At 67.7% G+C, this 17,015-nt stretch carries 10 protein-coding genes; 3 read left to right on the forward strand and 7 right to left on the reverse strand.

Going from position 1 to position 17,015, the window contains the following annotated elements:
* The first annotated feature begins 323 nt into the window (after nucleotides 1-323).
* On the forward strand, nucleotides 324-1,277 hold the full coding sequence (locus tag IM25_RS24880; RefSeq protein ID WP_019287557.1) for a DUF732 domain-containing protein: 954 nt from the start codon (nucleotides 324-326) through the stop codon (nucleotides 1,275-1,277).
* A gap of 102 nt (nucleotides 1,278-1,379) precedes the next feature.
* Here the strand turns inward: IM25_RS24880 and IM25_RS24885 are convergent, their stop codons facing one another.
* The 3 genes from IM25_RS24885 to IM25_RS24895 all read right to left on the reverse strand — a co-directional run bounded on the left by IM25_RS24885 (nucleotide 1,380) and on the right by IM25_RS24895 (nucleotide 4,172).
* Complete coding sequence (locus tag IM25_RS24885; protein ID WP_019287558.1) at nucleotides 1,380-1,724, reverse strand: hypothetical protein; 345 nt, start codon at nucleotides 1,722-1,724, stop codon at nucleotides 1,380-1,382.
* A 178-nt stretch (nucleotides 1,725-1,902) separates the two neighbouring features.
* Nucleotides 1,903-2,904, reverse strand: a complete 1,002-nt coding sequence (locus IM25_RS24890) for a DUF6308 family protein (RefSeq protein WP_019287559.1) — start codon at nucleotides 2,902-2,904, stop codon at nucleotides 1,903-1,905.
* Between the two features lie 446 nt (nucleotides 2,905-3,350).
* Entirely contained in the window at nucleotides 3,351-4,172 is an 822-nt protein-coding gene (locus IM25_RS24895) for a hypothetical protein (RefSeq protein ID WP_065996631.1), read from the reverse strand.
* A gap of 891 nt (nucleotides 4,173-5,063) precedes the next feature.
* On the opposite strand from IM25_RS24895, the gene IM25_RS24900 reads away from it, so the two are divergent.
* Nucleotides 5,064-5,369 carry a hypothetical protein gene (locus IM25_RS24900; protein WP_033098679.1) on the forward strand — a complete coding sequence of 102 codons (306 nt, stop codon included), beginning with the start codon at nucleotides 5,064-5,066 and terminating at the stop codon, nucleotides 5,367-5,369.
* A 108-nt stretch (nucleotides 5,370-5,477) separates the two neighbouring features.
* Nucleotides 5,478-5,705, forward strand: coding sequence for a hypothetical protein (locus tag IM25_RS24905; RefSeq protein WP_232333536.1), 228 nt, complete (start codon nucleotides 5,478-5,480; stop codon nucleotides 5,703-5,705).
* 132 nt (nucleotides 5,706-5,837) lie between these two features.
* On the opposite strand, the gene IM25_RS27285 is transcribed toward IM25_RS24905, so the two are convergent.
* The 4 genes from IM25_RS27285 to IM25_RS24930 form a co-directional block, all read right to left on the reverse strand.
* The gene (locus IM25_RS27285; RefSeq protein WP_232333537.1) at nucleotides 5,838-6,470 is read right to left on the reverse strand and encodes a hypothetical protein; all 633 of its coding nucleotides are present in this window, start codon (nucleotides 6,468-6,470) and stop codon (nucleotides 5,838-5,840) included.
* Nucleotides 6,471-6,552: 82 nt separating this feature from the next.
* Nucleotides 6,553-7,533, reverse strand: coding sequence for a Fic/DOC family protein (locus IM25_RS24920; protein WP_232333538.1), 981 nt, complete (start codon nucleotides 7,531-7,533; stop codon nucleotides 6,553-6,555).
* Nucleotide 7,534: 1 nt separating this feature from the next.
* Nucleotides 7,535-7,723 carry a hypothetical protein gene (locus IM25_RS24925; protein WP_033098681.1) on the reverse strand — a complete coding sequence of 63 codons (189 nt, stop codon included), beginning with the start codon at nucleotides 7,721-7,723 and terminating at the stop codon, nucleotides 7,535-7,537.
* An 86-nt stretch (nucleotides 7,724-7,809) separates the two neighbouring features.
* Nucleotides 7,810-16,920, reverse strand: coding sequence for a helicase-related protein (locus IM25_RS24930; RefSeq protein ID WP_065996632.1), 9,111 nt, complete (start codon nucleotides 16,918-16,920; stop codon nucleotides 7,810-7,812).
* Nucleotides 16,921-17,015: the final 95 nt, after the last annotated feature.

The following is a 17,015-nucleotide window of genomic DNA, read 5'->3' on the forward strand; positions in this document are numbered from 1 at the left end:
AATCCGCGAAGGATCGACTGCGGTCTTTATGCCTGCGAGCACGCGGGTGTGTTCGCACTGGCCGACCATCAGGTCACATCGGGGGCATCGTTGATCACTCACATCCGGGACATCGAACCGAGCGATGGAGACGTTTCGGTGTCGGCCGTGTCCGGTGGCACCTGTTCGCGATCGCATGCGCGCAGATGGTGAACACCCAGCTTCTTGAGCTTCTCATGTGGGCGTGTGGCGCCGACCTCACCGGAACCACCCCGGTCCTGTAACGGGCCGGTGCGACGGGACCGACAGAGCAGACAGAAAACTCCCCAGAGAACGGATCACCGATGACCCAGCTCTCCTATGCTCGCCGGCTCGCTGTGGTGGTGATCCTGGCTCTGCTCGGTCTTGTGCTGACCGGCTGCGATCCGCAGGACGAGACGGACACGGCCACCGGCGACGTGATCGTCGACGTGCAAGGCATGACCCTCGGCGACGCCAAGGATGCTCTGGAACCGATCGGACTCGAGGTCGAGACGAGTGACATCACCGGCGAGGACCGGTCGGTGTTCATCGAACAGAACTGGATCGTGGCCTCCCAGGACCCTGCCGCCGGCGAACCCGTCGGTGACCACACCACCATCACCTTGACCATCGGCAAGGAAGACGAAACGTCGCCGGCCCCCACGCCCGGTGCGGAACCGTCGACGGTGGTGGTCCCCGAGGTGCTCGGCATGGCACTTCCCGACGCGAAGAACCGGATCGAAGACGCGGGGCTGGACGTCGAGGTGCACGACGACACCGGAGAGGATCGTTCGGTGCTGTGGGAGAGCAACTGGTCGGTTAACAGCCAGAGCCTGGCTGCCGGTGAGCACGCCCCGCCCGGGCAGGTCATCACGTTGGGGGTGCTCAAGGATGGGGAACTACCGGCCGGCACCGGCGAGGACGTCTCTGCTGCTCCGCCGCCCCCGGCTTCTCCGTCGGAGGTCGAGGAACAGATCGCTCGGATGGACCCCGAAACCCAGACCATGATCAACGACGCCACCTATCTCGGCACTCTCGAACTGGGCGGGATCGACTACGGAGACGAGGGCACCGCGATAGCGGCAGCGCACACTCTCTGCAGTGATCTGCAGGCCGGCACGGATCCCTTCGCGATCCGGTACGCGATGATCAAAAGCAGCATGGACCGCGGTGCTGCGGTCAGTGGCGACGAAGCACAGTGGATCCTCGAAGCTGCGGCGGTGGCGTACTGCCCCGACTACGTCGATGCGGTCGTCAACAGCGGGACTCCCCGATGACAGACTCTGTGGTCGCATTCTTCGAGCAGTGGCCTTCGCCGCTGTCACCGCGGCCGTCCTGCTCTCGGAACGCCCTTCCTGGCAACCGTTACGGCCGGCTCCTCAGGGGTTATTCCAGTGCCATGTCCGGACATTAGGTGTCGATGATCGCCCAAGCGTCGTGCCGGGAAAGGCGAGGTTGCCGTGCACGATCATTGCCTCGATCGTCTCGGCAGGGGTCGCACGCTCGCGGAGGGCACTGCAGGTCGTCGACGCGATCTCGTGAAGTAGGGTCGAATCGACGTTCTGGTATTCGGCGCCGATGCCCGCCTCGTCGAGTTTGCGTAGCAGGGCGCTCACCTCGGCCGTGCCCGTCCCCTCATCCGTCTCGTCCGGTTCCGAGGCTGAGCACGCCGTCAGTGTGAGGACCAGGCATCCGGCGCCGATGATCCTTCGTACCGTCGCCATAGTCGAGATCCTCCCCTGGATAGGACACCATCAGCCGTCGACGCTCCTCGGTGTCCGGACCGATAGCACGCGCCGGAACCGGTGATTGCGTCCAGCCTGCCGCGTGAGCAGCCCACTCGAACGCAATGTGTCGATTTGACGCTGTCCGTTCGAAAGATCGGTTGATGCGGTGCCGGGTTCAGGTGGTAGCCCAGGTCAGCAGGTCGAGTAGACGCACGTCGGTCAGGGTGGCGATCCGGCGTACCTGCTCGCTCTCGGACTGCTCCAAGCGTCGACGGAACATCGGGAGGGCACCGCTGTCGAGGTTGGTGCACACGTCGTCGCGGATGGCCGCCCAGAACATCTTTTGCCTGCCGCGGTGGGGGTATCGGGCCGCGGCGGCACGCGCAGGATGCCGGTAGAACGCCATGACCTTCGAGTCGAGGATGGGGAACAAGCCGGGGCGTTTGAGGTGGAGCACCTTGCTGATCTTGGCTACCCCCACCTGCCGGGGCGCGGCAGTGCGGAAATGCTCGTAGAGAGCTTCGGCACGGTCGTAGAGTCCGCCGCTGACGTTCGGGTCGGCGTCGACCAGCTGTGCCTCGATCGGCACCGCCGCCCACGGGGCGTCGACGGCGCTGCGGATGAACCAGTCGCGGTGGGCGTGGCTGATGCGGGAGCGCACCTGGTGGGTGCGGGCGATCTCGTCGGCGGTGATCACCGCGGCGGGTCCGGGGCCGGGCAGGTCGTAGCGGGCCACGGTCACTGCCGGATAGCCGTGGGCCGTGGCGACCGCGGTGTCGATGTCGATGCTGCGGCCGGCGATCACCAACACGGTGGCCGCGGCCTCACCGCCAGCGCGGTTCATCGCTTCTGCTGCCCCGGCCGGGCCCGGGTCGGTGTCGTCGTTGCTTCCCGGGTCGGTGTGTGGATGCGTGGCGGACGTGCCTGCATTCGGCGCGGTGGGGATTTCCGTCGGGTCAGGCCGGCTCGAGGTGCGGATTGTGCGAGCAAGTGCCCGCAGCTGCTGCAGCGATCGGATTCCGTCCGGGACGCTGTCGTCGCCGGGTGGTCGTCCATCTCGGGAGCAGGCGCGGAAGTCCTCGGTGCCGGTTTCGTTCATCGCATCGTGGAGGTCGTGTGCTGCGGCGATGTACTCGGCGCGGTCCTGTTCGGTGAGCGAGCCGAGGTAGCTGCCCAATGTCTCGATCTGCGCCTGGGCGTGGGTGCGTGCTGCCGCGTCGGACTTCGTCTGCGCGGGTGTGCCAGCCCGGTGTGATTCGGTGGTCGGCGCGTGGGCTGTGGCCGATCGTGTGCGGAATCAGCCCGCGTAGTGCGGTGAACATCGTTCCCCTCGGTGCGTGTCGGTGGCCTCTCATCATGCACGCCCGCTTGACGACTCGACACGCATCGACTTTGGACGGAGGCGATCACGCAGGGCCCCGGGATCAGGTGGGCAGACGACACCGAGGGCTGTCTACGACGTCGCGGCCCTGGTCGGCGATGAGTGCGTGCCTGACCGCAGAACCCATCCCCGCCGCAAGGGGTACGGCGGGGATGGCCGAATCCAGTATGACAGGTCGACCCCTTCGAACCTCGAGGTCCGCAGCTGCGACAGTCGGCAGTGCAGGGACCCCGGCTGGGGGTTCACGAGCCGGCCGGGGGCGTGCGCAGGTCCTGGAGTTCGGCGCGCAGTTCGGCAACACGTTCGCGGGCGGCTTCGGCTTGCGCGTGTGCGGCGGCGGCGTCGGCGCGGGCGGTGGAGGCGCGGTCGCGTTCGGCGGCCGCCGCGGTGCGGGCGGCGGTGAGTTCGGCTTCGAGCCGCCGGATGTGGTCGGCTGCGGTAGCCGCCGCGGCGTCTTTCTCGGCGATCGCTCGGGTCAGCCGCTCACGGTGCTCGTCGAGCTGCCCGGTGAGCAGCTCGATCCGGTGCTCGAAGCCGACGATCTGCTCGCGGTGGGCCGATGCGGCCTGATCGAGCTGCTGCTGCCAGCGGTCCTGTGCCGCGGCATGATCGGCCCGGGCTGCGGTGAGCTGGGCGAGGACCTCGGTGGCCTCGGCGTCGGCGGCCGTGGCGGCCGCATCGGCGTCGGCGCGTTCGGTACGAGCGGTGTCGAGTTCGTCCCGCAGTGCCGCGATCTCGGCTGCGGCGTCGGCCCGGACCTTGTCGGCCTCGGCCTGCACGCGCCGCAGCTGCGCATCGATCGCCGCCGGATCGGCGAGCAGATCGGTCGCGGTGGTGATCGACGACGCGATCGTCGTCAGCGTCTCGAGCATCGCCTGGGCTTCGCGGCGCAGCAGCGGTACCGCGTCGGCGAGGGTGCCGATCGCCTCGACCGGATCGGTCGGCAGCGCATCCTGTTGTTGCTGGGCGCGGGCCTTGTCTTTCTGGCGCTGCCGCCAGGCCCGTACCCGATCGGCGTCGGTGGCGTATTCGCGGCGCCGTCCCCCTCTGGCTTCCTCGGCCATGACCCCGCCCTCCCGACCCGATGACGTTCCGTATCCAGCATCGTAACACCATTCGTAACGTACGTATCATGATACGTACGTTACGAATGGTAGGGATCGATGCTCCGACCAGGCGATCGGCCCCTGCCGTCGGCGTACCTCCCGAGGCTTCCGCGCCCCCGGGGCACCTCGTCGGCCGCGCCCTCGCCATGGACCGGGGGGCCGCGGTGGTCATCGGTGATGTCATCGCCCGCGAGGGCGCCGTGGCAGCCTGGTCGATCCCCGGGTCGGTCGTTCGAGGGGCAGGACGGTGCCGGCGGACCCCCACTTCCCCCGCTTCGTGGACGGCAGTGACCGCGACCGAGGCGGGGGTGCAGGCCGGTGCGGGGGGGGGCCCGGCATCGGAGGTTCTTCCGCTCTCGGCGCCCCGGTTTCCTGCGGAAACGAGGCGGCAGGTCGATGCTTCCCGAGTTTGCTCTCGCGTCCCTCCATCGACCTGCCGCCCACCGACTATAGTGTCCGGATCGAACACATGTGCGAAAATCGGTGGTGTGGTGTCCTACGAACGCGCACCGAAACGGTGCCCGAACGGGCACCGATTGGGCCCGCACCGGGTGGTCGTGGGCTGGACACCGTGCACCTGCGCGACAGCCCTGCGCCCCTCGGGAGCCACCGGACACCGCACCTACCGCCAGTCGTCTGCGAAGCGGAAATCCTCATTCCGCCCCACACGGGGCCACCGTTCTCCGGGGTGCAATGGCCGCCGAGACAGACACAGGAGCAACCGCGGCCCGACTCGTCAGGCGAGTGAGCCGGCCGGATCGCAGACGCGGCGACCCACCGGATCCAGAACATTTAGCTTCGCTGAAATTGTGGTGTGAACTGCGAAAATGACACGTCCCCTGTTCTGTCGTGTCGATCGGAGACAGCACCACCATCAAGCCCGGCGATCAGGGGAAGGTCAGCGCACGCGGCACGTTCGTGTTCACCGTCAACGACATCGACGAGGACACCGGCATGGCCATGATCGAGGTCGACGCCGACAGTCCGCTCACGTATCCGTGGCCGGCGCGTCTGACCGATTTCGTGCCTGTCGAGGACTGGACTCCGAGAGTTCCTTCCTCCTGCCGGTCGCTCTCGCTTCACCTGTTTGGTGCCGCCACATCCTTCCGCTACGGTGACCGCTGCAATCACCCGAGTTCCCCGACAGGTGAGTGATTCCCTGACGGGTCGAAGGATGGTCCCCGGCGCCCCCGCCGGGGACCATCGCCTTTTCCGCTGCTGGGCTGTGCGTGCAGCCGGCGAGACAGTGGCTACTCTCGGCGCGTGGAGGACAGGACGCGAGCTATCGGTGATGCCGCCGATGCGATGACCGACGATGAGCTCGAGACCGCGATTGCGGCGCTGCACGCCCGTGAGCGGGAACTTCTCGTCGCGGGGGACAGCGATGCGGCGTTCGCTCTGATGGGTACGAAGTTCGTGTTGCTGTCCACACTGGAAGACCGGCGACGCGGGTCCGGTGATGTTCCTGGCGGTCAGGGAGTCGGCTGGTGAACACAGGGGATGCTGCGCAGGCGTCGAAGACAGCACCTGCGGTCGATGAGAGCAGCATCCCTTCCCGCGAACTCGATCGAGGCCACGGACCGAACCTCGATAGCTGAACCGGACAAAAGCAGTCAGTCACCCTCAGGACATCGGCGCGGGACATTGACCGGTTTCTGCGCCGATGGAGTTGATTTCCGCATTGGATCGCGGATCACCTGCGTAGTTGATCTGATTGGTGCACCGGTCGTCGGGCGCTGCGTTCGGATCCGGCATCGTGGTCCCGGATGGGTATCGGCACACGGTGCCGTCACACTCGGGTGTATTCGCCTCGATTTCGCCTTGAAGAACCCGGTCGTGAACGGATTGACAGTAGTCGGAGTACCCAGTGACGGTGCCGTCCGACCAGTACGTCACGATCGGCCCGAGGCCCATCTGACAGTCGACTATGTAGGGCTCCTCGACCACAGGTGCTTCGACTGCGGCCGTTTCGGACATCGGGGGAGAGGGGGCCGGTGCCAACGCAGGAGGAATGGGTTCCACCGACTCCGCGTCGGTCTGCGGCGTGGGTTCGGTCTCGCGCGGGGAGGATTGCACAGTCGTTGCGCTGGTGGGGATTTGGGAAGTGGCGGTGGGGGGCGAGGTGGACCCGTTGTCGGAACCGCAGCTTGCGAATACCGCACAGAGGCACGCGATTCCGGCCAGACGCAGGATGTGGGCCATGTCGAGTATTTCGACGATCCGCTTTGAACCGTTACGCCGGGCCGGATTTGGCATGCAAGTTCTTCGGCGCACGTATAACTACAGGCATATGGGGAGTTGAGGTGGCGAGGGTATGTACGAGATTCTGAATATCTCGTCATTCCGTCCCGCTCGGTATTCGATTTATAGATCGAGATCGTGACTCATGTGTCGGTTGCGGGGCAAGTCCACGGGGGGTAGCGACAGGATCCGGCGTGGATGTGTCGAGGGCGAAGTTGCGGGTGGAGCGGGGGTGCCCGGAGACAGCGGCGGCGATGGCGCGGAGATCGACCCCGTGGTCGATGAGCGGGCCGATCGGCAGCGGATCGGTGTCGATGATCGCCTGATCGAGCACGTCGCGCATCAGACGGGTGTCGCCGGTCTGCATGTATTCGAAACGGCCCCAGACGAACTGTTCGCGCAGGTCCCCGACCAGAGGATTCGACCGCAGTTCGGCCTTGTCCACGGCTTGGAACCGGTCGGTGTCGAGGGTGTAGCCGGCCTCGGCGGACAGCTGCCGGAAGAAGGCGAACTGGGTTCGGGTGTTGCCTTCGCGGAAGGGGTGCACGTAGTTGATGCGCAGCCACACCGTGGTCAGCTCGTCGAGGAAACTCTCGCGGCCACGTCCGCGCAGGTTGTCCTTGGCGGCGATGCGGTCGAGGACGGCGGTCGCGGCCTCCGGTACTTCGCGGGCGGTGAAGTAGGCGTGCCGGGTTTCGGTGACGTGGTTCTGGCCGGCGCGGATGGCGGCGACGTCCGGTCCCATCTTGACCATCGGCCAGTCCCACGGTGCGGTGCGCAACTGTCCGGCCCAGGGGTAGATGTCCTGGAACAGGTGGTGGTGGATGCGCTGGAAGTGCGGTAGGTCGAACCGGCCGGGGATGGGATGGTCGGCCAGTTCCTGCATTCGCGAGTAGCTGGCGACGCCTTCGACGCGGTGTACGACCTCGGCGTCGGGGATGCCGTGGGGCCACCGCGGTGATTGCAGGAGCAGGTTCTTCATGACGGCGCGGCTGGTGTCGGGCACCTCGTCGCGGTGCCAGGTGATCGTCTCGGGGATGAAGTAGTCCAGCCACTCTCGGGAGTATCGCGGGGCCATGTCAGTCGATCTCGTAGCCGGCCTCACGAGCGATGATCCTGGTGACGTCGTCGACGGTCTTGGTGCTGCGGATCAGTTCGACCAGCAGTTCTTTGTCGCCGTCGCTCATCTCGCGGCCTTCGATCGCCATGATCGGTTCCATCGCGGCGAGGGCGGCGCGGGCTTCGGCTTCGGTCTTGCGTGGTGTCATGGATTCCCCCTGGTCGGTGGTGGCGGTGGGGCAGAGCCTTGGGATCGGTTCTGGCCCCACCGGTGGTGTCGAGCCTAAAGGCGTGGTCAGACGGCGCGACCGTCTTCGTATCCGCCGTCGTATCCGGCTTCGTACTGCGGTAGCGGGTCGGTGTGCCGCTGTGGCCCGGTGGTGCTGTGCGGGTCGAAAGTGCGCAGCGGACGTACATCCCCTGCGGCCTGTAACCCTTGGACGAGGGTCTCGTCGAGTTCGAAGGCGTCCGGGGCATCGATGTCGACCGTCTCGGTCGGCTCCACGATCACGTCACCGTCGAGTTCGGTCACAGCTTCGGTAGGTTCGACCACCGCGTCGACCGGCCCTGTCGCCCTGGCGGCGGTGCTGTCGAGGCGTTCGCGGCGTTCGATGCTGGCCTGGTGGATCGCTTCGCGGGGGATCTGCCGGTCGGCGGCGAACGTGTCGACCAGTCGGCTGCCGAGGCTGAAGGCTTCGCCTCGGGTGTTGACCGCGTCGCGGTCGATACCGCCCTCGCCGTCCCAGGCTTCGAGGTGCCATTGCCGCTCGTCCCAGGACACCCGTGCCCCGGGACGGCCGCTGCCCGAGTCGAAGCCGTACTGCCAGATCGCTTCGGTGTCGTCGAGGGCCATCCACGGATCGGCCTTGCGGTTCTGTTCGCGGATCTCGGCGCCGTCGAGCCATGCTTGCCGGGCTGCGGCCATGCGCTCGGGTACTGAGGCGATGAGCTCGGCCTTGCTCATGTTCCGGTGTTCGGCCCATGCATCGGTCGGGTTCAGATCGAGAGTCCACTGCGGGTACTGCCCGTCCGCAGCCCGTCGCTGCTGGTCTTCACGCACTCGACGCAGCGCCTCGGGAGAGTTCTCGCGGGCGTTGACTTCGAGCCGCAGTTCCTCGGCTCGCAGCTTCGCGGCCTCGAGTTCGGCCGTGTCGGTGAAGTCGAGTTCCGGTTCGGCCTCGGCCTGCGCGAGTCGGCGTCGGTTGTGTTCGATCCGCGATTCGATGGTGGTGGGGTGCCGGTCGGCGCGGTCGGCGATCTTGCGGATCGTGGACAGCATTCCCTGCGCTCCGGTGGAGCGTTCGAGGACGTTGAAGAACCGGTCCCGCTCGTACCAGGCGGTTTCCTCGCCGACGGTGACGGAGAACTGGCCGAGGGTCTGGCTGTAGCCCAGGCTCAGCGGCCCCCCGCCGATGACACCGAAGACCTGCTCGTCACTGCTGCGGGTCACCTCGTCTTTGAGCCGGATCAACGACCCTCGCAGGGCATCGGCCAGCTCCGCCGTCTGCGAGTCGGGGATCGTCCCGTCGGGGAACGCCCATGTGCGCTGGGCACGGTCCTCGACGGCGCTCCAGGCTGCGAGCTTGCCGGCGACCTCACGGACCTCGGGTAGCCGTTTCTCGTCGGCGGTGATCGATCGGCTCAGTGCCCGGATCGCAGCGTTGCGGGCCGCGTTGGCGTTGAGTACTGCATCGCGGCGGGCTTCGAGTTCGGCGACCTTCTGGTCGGCTTCGACCTGCTCGACGAACACCGGATCCCCGGTGGCCGCGGCCTTGCTCTGCGCCCACGAGACGGTCAGGTCCCCGCCGATGTCGTCCATGGTGGGTGGCACATCGGCCTTGCGGATCATCGCCACGAAGTTCGATTTGCGGGCGACGTACTGGTACATCATCGCGTCGTAGGAGCGGCGGGCGACCATGTTGACGACGCTGACGGTCTCGTGGACGTTGCCTTGGCGGATGATGCGGCCGAGGCGTTGTTCCATGTCCGCGGCCGTCCACGCGGGGTCGAGGTTGATCATCTGCTTGAGTGCCCGTTGGACGTTCAGGCCGGTGCCGCCCTTCTTGGTGGAGGTGAGCAGCACCCGCACTCGCCCGTCGGCGCAGGCTTGCACCAGGCGGGCCTTGGCCTTGGGGTTGTCGTAGTCGTGCATGAACGCGATCTCTTCCCGTTTCATGCCTCGGGCCACCAGGGCGTCGCGTAGTTCGGTGTAGAGATTGCGGGCCTTGGGGCCGGCTCCGGCCTTGGGGGTGCCGCGGTCGCAGAACACCAGCTGGAACACCCCGGTCATCTCGGGGCCGTACTTGTCGGCCGGGATGTGCAGGTCGGCGTGGTCGCGGTGGACCTGCCAGATCAGGTCGGCGGCGTGCTCGACCCGGCTGTGCTGCGGGTCCGGTGCACCCAGGTTCGCCAGTGACGGATACATCGTCAGGTTCCGCCCGTCGGTGGCGATTTTGAGGCTGTTGTCCAGGTCCATCCGATCGCCCTGGATCTGGGACATGCGCACATCGAGGTCGGCCATTGCGTCGATGGCGTCTTGTCCCATGTCGAACTCCACGATCTTCGGGGCTCCGCCGTCGAGGACGGGCAGGCGCACCGGGATCCGATCGGAGGTCACCACGTCGCGGAACTGGTCGAGCATCGCCACCAGCTGCGGGACGTTGGCGTATTCGGCCATGCGGGTTTTCATCTGGATGCGGGTGGCGGTGGTGTTCATCTCCGGCACCGATACCGGTTTGGCGAAGGTGCCCGCCCAGTTGTCGATCCGTCCCAGGCCGGCCTCGTGCAGCAGGTCCGGGCGCAGGTACTTGGTCATCACCCAGATTTCCGACAGTGAATTGCTGATCGGGGTGCCGGTGGCAAACGCGATCGCCTTGGCCGGCGCGTGTGCCATCCCCTGCTCGGCGCCCAGGGCGCGGGCCTTCTCCCGCAGGTGCTTGGCCTTCATCTCCAGGTCGGTGGCTCGCTGGGAGCCGTTGGTGACCGCCAGATCGGCGCTGTTGGATGGGCGGGTGAGGTTCTTGTAGTCGTGCGCCTCGTCGATGAACAAAAAGTCACACCCCGACTGTTCGAAGGTCAAGCCTTCGTCGGTGGCCTTGGCCGCGATGATCTTCTCGACCCTGGCCTCGGCGTTTTTGATCGCCTGCTCGATCTGCTTGACCGTGAACTCCGCGCCTTGGCTGTTGGCGGCGTCGAGGGCCTCGCGCAGCTCGGCGAGTTCGCCTTCGAGGTACTCGATCTGCGCTTCGCGGCGCATGGCGATGCGACTGAACACCGACTGCGGCACGATCACCAGGTCCCAGTCTCCGACGGCGGTCTGCCCGACGAAGCGTTGCCGGTCGTCGCGCCCGTCCAGGTCGGCGGCGACGAGGATGTTCGCGTTCGGGTAGGCGTCGCGGGCCTCGGTCGACCACTGTCCGAGCAGGTGATTGGGCACCACGATCCACGGCTGGCGGATCTGCCCGAGTCGTTTGGCTTCCATGCACGAGGCGGTGATCGTCAGGGTCTTGCCGGCCCCGACCACGTGGTCGAGCAGGATCGTCTCGTCGTGCAGGAACCGTGTCACGGCGGCGGCCTGGTAGTCGTACGGCGTGTACTTGCCGTTCATGCCGGGGAACGACTTGGTGCTGGCGTCGTGGACCGGCTTGACGTAGGAGTTGTAGCGCTCGTTGAAGATGCGGGCCAGGCGCACATAGCGGTCGCCGTCCTCCCACAGCCATTGTTCGAACCGCTCCTGCAAGGCTGCGGCCGAGGCTTGCGCCTGCTCGGTGAGCTTGACGTGGAACCGCGGCTTCGGGGAGCGTTCGAGTTCGTCGCCGGTCTTGTTGACCTGGACCGGTTTGTTGTTGGCGAGCAGCTCGACCATCTTCACGCCCGGCAGCCGGGCACTGCCGTACTTGTCCGGGTAGCCCCCGGAGAATTCGTGGCGGCTGCGCTGATCGGTGGTGATCTGCCAGTGTCCGCTGATCTGATCGTGTTCGACGGTCAGCCGGTCGGGGCGCAGCCCGAACTCCTCGACCAAGAACGCGCGGTAGTCCTCGATCGGCACCCAGGTCGCGCCGATGCGCACCCCGATCTCGGCGGGATCCACATCCGGCGGCACCACCTCTGTCAGTGCCTCCACCAGCGGCGCGTAGCGAGGATCGTCGCCGGCTTTGATCGTCGCCCGCGCCAGCTTGTCTCGCACCTGCCCGGACAGGGCCACGGTGGCCAATTCCCACCGGTCGGCGTCGTGCAGGGACGGATAGATCTTCCCCTGAGCCTGCTCGAGCGTGTCCTCGACGGACATGTTCAGCAGCTCGGCGACTCGCTGCGGCGAGATGTGTCCGAGCTCGTCGAAGCTGATCGCCAGCGCTTCGTCGACGTCGGCGGCGCTGGCGGCCTTGTCCTTGAACGGGGTGGTGTCCTCGGTGAAGATCGCCGTCTTGGTCGCCACTGCGTCGCTGCCGTCGAACGTCGACTGGAAGTTCTCGATGGCGAGAACCATGCCCAGGCGTGGATCTCGGGCGATCGCGCCTTGCAGATGCGCGGAATAGCGGCGCGGTTGCGGCTGCTCGGACGCCTTGTCGTACAGCTCCTCGTACACCTCGTCGGGGATCGACCCGGTGTAGGGGCCGGCCTCCTTCGGATCCAGCCCGTCGGCGAGGGCCTCCTCGCGGCCGGTCTTGATCCGCCACTCGGTGATCGCCTTGTCGAGGCGGGCGGCGATCTTGTCTTCCGACAGCGGGGTTGGTTCGGTGAGCTTGAAGCGGTTCAGCGGCCCCCACATGCCCACGTAGCGGTCGTAGAGCCCACCCAGGCGGGCGCGGATGACGTCGCGGTCGGCGACGGTGGCGGTGCGCGAGCGGCTGGCCTCGGCCAGCTCCATCACCGTCTCACCCAGAGCGACGATGACCTTCCACTGCTCGGCCAGATCCTTGCCGCGGCAGCCGGCCTCGGCCCAGCCGCGACCGAGGGTGAACTGCTCGAAGCGGTCCTCGGCCTCGTTGAAACGCATCGCACCGGGCAGCACCTCGTTGGAGTCGAGGTCGGCGCCGGTGCGCAGCCCCGGCGTGGTGAACGCTTCGACCTGCGTCGGATCGGGGGCCGGGGCGGTGAATCCGAGTCCGCGCTCGAGGGCCTGGTCGATGATCGGGTCGAGCTGCTCGCGCAGCTGCGTCGCCAGCGACTTTGTGGTGGTGGGGGCAACGCGCAGCGACGATCCGGCGTACATGCCGCCCCCGACCGTCAGGGTGCCCAGCACCCGCTGCGGGTACTTCTTGAAGTACGGGTTGATCCACGTGTGAGCGGCTTCGCCGGTCTTGGCGTCGATCGCTTCGACCTGGACGGCGGGCTGTGCCCATTCGAGAGTGTCCTCGGTGGGAGTGGCGCCGTCGTCGCGGCGGCGGAACACCAGCACGTCGGTGACCACGTCGGTGCCGGCCTGCCGGTCGAATGCCCCGGTGGGCAGGCGTACCGCCCCGATCAGATCCCCCTTGGCGACGATCGCGGCACGTTCCTCGGCGCGGCGGGCATCGGAGGTGAACATCGAGGTGACCACCGCGACGTAGCCACCGGGAGCGGTCAACGCCAGCGATTTGGCGATGAAATGGTTGTGGATGGACAGACCGTCCGCATTGTGGATCGGGTCAACGGGCGCGAACCTGCCGAACGGTACGTTGCCGATCGCCCCGGTGAAGGTGTTCTCGGGGGCGAAGTTGCGCTCGAAGCCGTGGTTGCGGATCTGCTGCGAGGGATACAGGTAGTGCGCGATCTTCGCGCTGATCGGCTCGATCTCGACGCCGACCATGCGCACCGACTCCGGTGCGGTGCCGACGAAGTGGCCGGCCCCGCAGCCCGGCTCGAGCACCACGGCGCCCTCGGGCAATCCGGCCCGCTGCCCCGCCCGCCACAGTTCCGCCACCACCGCGGGGTCGGTGTAGTGCGCGTTCAGGGTGGTCTGACGGGCCTGGGCGAAGCCCTTGTCTCCGAGCAGGTCCAGTAGTTCGGCGTGCTCGTCGCCCCACTGCGTGAGGATCCTCGCTCGGTTGTCGAAGACCTCCGGGATCGCTCCCCAGCCGGACCACTGCGCCAGCACCGCCTGCTCGTCGGCGGTGGCCGGTCGCTGCTGCTGGTCGAGGTGCTGCACCAGACGCAGAGCGGCGATGTTCGCCCGTGCCCGGGCCTTCGCCCCGGACGGGACGAGCACCTCGGTTCCGAGGGCGAAGTCCTGCACCGCCACGGCCGGGGCAGCAGGACGGGCCACCGTGGTCTCGGCGGGCTCGGGGACCGCTGCGTCCTGATCGGCCTCGGCGTCGGTGTCAGTGTGTGTCGACGCTGTACCGGTCTCGGGCGGCACCGTCTCGGCCGTGGCCGTGGGGCCGATCTCGGGAGTGATGGCCGCGGCCGCGGCGGCGCTTTCGCGTTGTGGCTGGTCAGTGGCGGGCTGCGGTTCGATGTCGGCAGCGGCGGCGTACTGGGCGGCGGTGTCGCGGGAGACCCACACGTACGCGCCGGATTCCTTGCGGACCTTGACCAGAGACCGACTGCGGTCGCGCCAGAGGGGACTCGACAGCGGCTCGCCGTACTCGGTGTCGGGAACGACCAGCTCGGCGGTGTCCACCGCCGGAGCGGATTGTGCCGCTTCGTCTGTCGAGGTGGCAGCGACCGGCTCGGTGGTCGTCTCCACGTCCGGTGTCGCGCCGGTGGTCGGGCCGATGTGGCCGACCATCAGGCGGTCGGTGAGCACCCATGAGGTCGCGGGCGTTTCGGTGGCAGGGGCGGTGCCGGTCGGGGCCGACGGCTCGGTGGGAGCCGGGTCGACCTCTTCGAAGATCACCGCGCCTGCGTCGTCGATCGCAGGCGCTACGACTCGGGGGGACGGTGGTTCGGCCTCCTCACTGACCTGTGGTTCGACCCCGGCCTCGGCGGCGTCCACGCCGGCTTGGGTCTGGGCCGCTGGCGCGGTGTCGGCGTCGAGCTGGCCACCGGCGTGCTCGGTGGCGAGCACGGCGCGGGCCTCGGCGATCGCATCACGCAGGGTCAGCTCGGGCCGGGGCTGATCATCGACGTAGGTGATGCGTTCGGTGCTGTTGCGCGCCCCCGAGAAGCGAAGGGTGATGTGCCGGCCGTCCGGGTCCCCGATGACCACATCTCCGGCCCCGGCGAAGGTCAGATCGGCCGGAGTGAGGCTGTAGAGATCGTCCCCGGCTGCCCGAAGGTCGCGCAGAACCTTCGGGTCCACATCGTGTTGGAGGGTCCAGGCCAGGTCGATGCCGTAGCGGTCGAGCAGGGCGGTCTCGACCGGGAAGTCGCTGCGCAACTGGTCGATGATGCCGCGCCGCACATCCTTGATCAGTGCGTGGTCGGCAACCGCGGAACCGGATTGGCTGTAGCGCCACAGCAGGTCCGCACCGGCGGCAGCGTGGTAGAACTCGTTGTTGCGGGCGTAGGCGATCGCCCTGGTCAGCACGGTGGCGCGAGCCTGGGCGTAAGGCCGGTAGGCCCGCTCGATCCACTCCGGGAGCGCGATGTTGCGGGCCTCGAGCAGCGCACCGATTGCCGCCCGGGCGTTGCGGCCGCAGGTCACGGAGCTGCTATCGCCGCCGAGGGTGTAGTCCCAGCCCCGGATCGGGAAGTAGGTGACCTTGCTGTTCGGGCGGTCCTTCAACGTCAGGGCGCAGTACGCCGCCCCGTCCCGGAACTGGGCGGACAGCTCCGACGGGTCGGGTGCGGGCAGATTCGGGATGATGTTCCCGCGCATCTCCGCAGCGAGACGCTCGGTGGGAATGTCAGCGGTGGCGGCGATCAGATCGGGGCGCTCTTCGGCCATGACCTCGAAGGCGGTCTCGATACCGATCTCGATGATCGGGGTACGCGGGTACATCGGCAGCCCGACCCACGATCCGAGCAGCGGGTCCCGCTTCGCGTGCATGGTCATCCACGCCGTCCACTCCACGGCGGTGTCCTGATCCCAAGTCAGCTCGGGACCGTGCACACGCTCCCATTCGGCGTAGGCCCGCTCATACAGCTCCTCCGGCAACCGGTGCTCGAGCAGCACCTTCGCTGCGGCCTGGCGCAGCGGGGGCGCCTCGCGGGCGGCCTCGGCGATCAGGCTCTTGACCTCGGAACGGGCCACGGCCGGCAGGTAGTCCGGGCGCCGGCCCTCGACCTGAGCGATCAGCCGAGGATCGACGGCGACCTCGGCGATCAAAGCCTGCCGTTCGCCAGCAGTGGCCTCGCGACGTGCCTGCTCGACACCGGCGAACCACTGGCTGCGGATCTCATCGCGGCCCGTGCGGCTGCGCACCTTGCCGATCGCGGCGGCGACCTGCGGATCGGTGTCCGGCTGCGGCAGCGTCAGCGGATCGGCCGGGGCGTAGGCGGCGCGGCCCCTGTCCCACCACTGATCGACCTCGACCGTGGCGGCCTGGTCGATCCCGTCCTGGATCGCCTCGACCTGCTCATTGCGCTGCTCGGCGGTGGCGGGTTCGACCGACTCCTGGCTGTCGAGCACGGCCTGGGTGGTGTCGAGAAAGTCCTCGGCGACAGCACGGTCCTCGCTGGCGCGGGCGTCGACGATCGCGTCGACGGTTTCAGCGGTGGCCAGGTGCTGCACCGGCTCGCCGGTGCGGGCCTGCCAGTACGCCTCGGCAGCCCGGTGCCCGAGCTCGCCCCAGCGTTTCGGGTCGGACAGCATCGCCCGGCACACCAGGAACATCTCGTCGGTGAGCGAGTCGCGATCGGCCATCAGATCCGCGAGGGCGACCTGGGCCTTGACCGTGAAATGCCCGTCGGCCCACGACAGGAACTGCGCTGCGGTGTTGACCTGGGGATCGGCGGCAGTGTCGGCTTCGGCGTCCGGTTCGGCGAGGCGCTCGAGCACCCGGCGCTCGACGTCGGCCAGGGGGTCGATCCGCGGCCGCGGCCGCTGAGGCTGCTCAACCTGCGGTTCTTCGTCCTGGGATGCCTCGGCAGCGGCTGGGGCAGGTGGTGTGGCCGGCTCGGCCGGGGTCGCGGCCGGGGTGAACATCGGCCCGGCGGGACGGTCGGTGAACTGGGCGTTGGGCAGGTTGCCGGCCAGCATCGCCGCGATCAGATCATGGGCTTGACCTTTGGTGATGCCCTCGTCGAGCACGAACGGCACATTCGTCTTCGCCGCCAGGCGCTCGAGGGTCCGCAACTGCCGGGTCGTCGCGGGATGCTCGCGCCAGGCCGGTTGTGCGGCGGCGACCTCGCGCACCGTCTGCTTGGGGACGGCCTCCGGGTCGATGCCCCAGGTGTGCAGCTCGGTGCGCAGCTGGTTTTCCTGCGCCCGCAGCTCACGCCAGCGTCCCCGCAGACGGTCGAGCCGTTCGGTCAGCGTGGTGACATGCTCGCTATTGGCCTCGATGCCACGCTCGAGACCACGTTCCTGCGCAGTCGCCAAGGCTCGATGCGCCGACTTGAGTGCACGTGCGACTGCCTTACCTTGTTTGCGCAGGTCAACCAGATCATCGCGGGTCTGCGCCCATTGTGCCTGGA

The organism is Rhodococcus sp. p52 (genome assembly GCF_000763325.2).
In the GTDB taxonomy this organism is placed as follows: domain Bacteria; phylum Actinomycetota; class Actinomycetes; order Mycobacteriales; family Mycobacteriaceae; genus Rhodococcus; species Rhodococcus pyridinivorans.

What these genes read in the sequence shown, in the direction of transcription:
- IM25_RS24895 (WP_065996631.1), bottom strand. Translation starts at nt 4,172, where the DNA reads ATGGCCGAGGAAGCCAGAGGGGGACGGCGCCGCGAATACGCCACCGAC.
- IM25_RS24920 (WP_232333538.1), bottom strand. Translation starts at nt 7,533, where the DNA reads ATGGCCCCGCGATACTCCCGAGAGTGGCTGGACTACTTCATCCCCGAG.
- IM25_RS24925 (WP_033098681.1), bottom strand. Translation starts at nt 7,723, where the DNA reads ATGACACCACGCAAGACCGAAGCCGAAGCCCGCGCCGCCCTCGCCGCG.
- IM25_RS27285 (WP_232333537.1), bottom strand. Translation starts at nt 6,470, where the DNA reads ATGCCAAATCCGGCCCGGCGTAACGGTTCAAAGCGGATCGTCGAAATA.
- IM25_RS24880 (WP_019287557.1), top strand. Translation starts at nt 324, where the DNA reads ATGACCCAGCTCTCCTATGCTCGCCGGCTCGCTGTGGTGGTGATCCTG.
- IM25_RS24885 (WP_019287558.1), bottom strand. Translation starts at nt 1,724, where the DNA reads ATGGCGACGGTACGAAGGATCATCGGCGCCGGATGCCTGGTCCTCACA.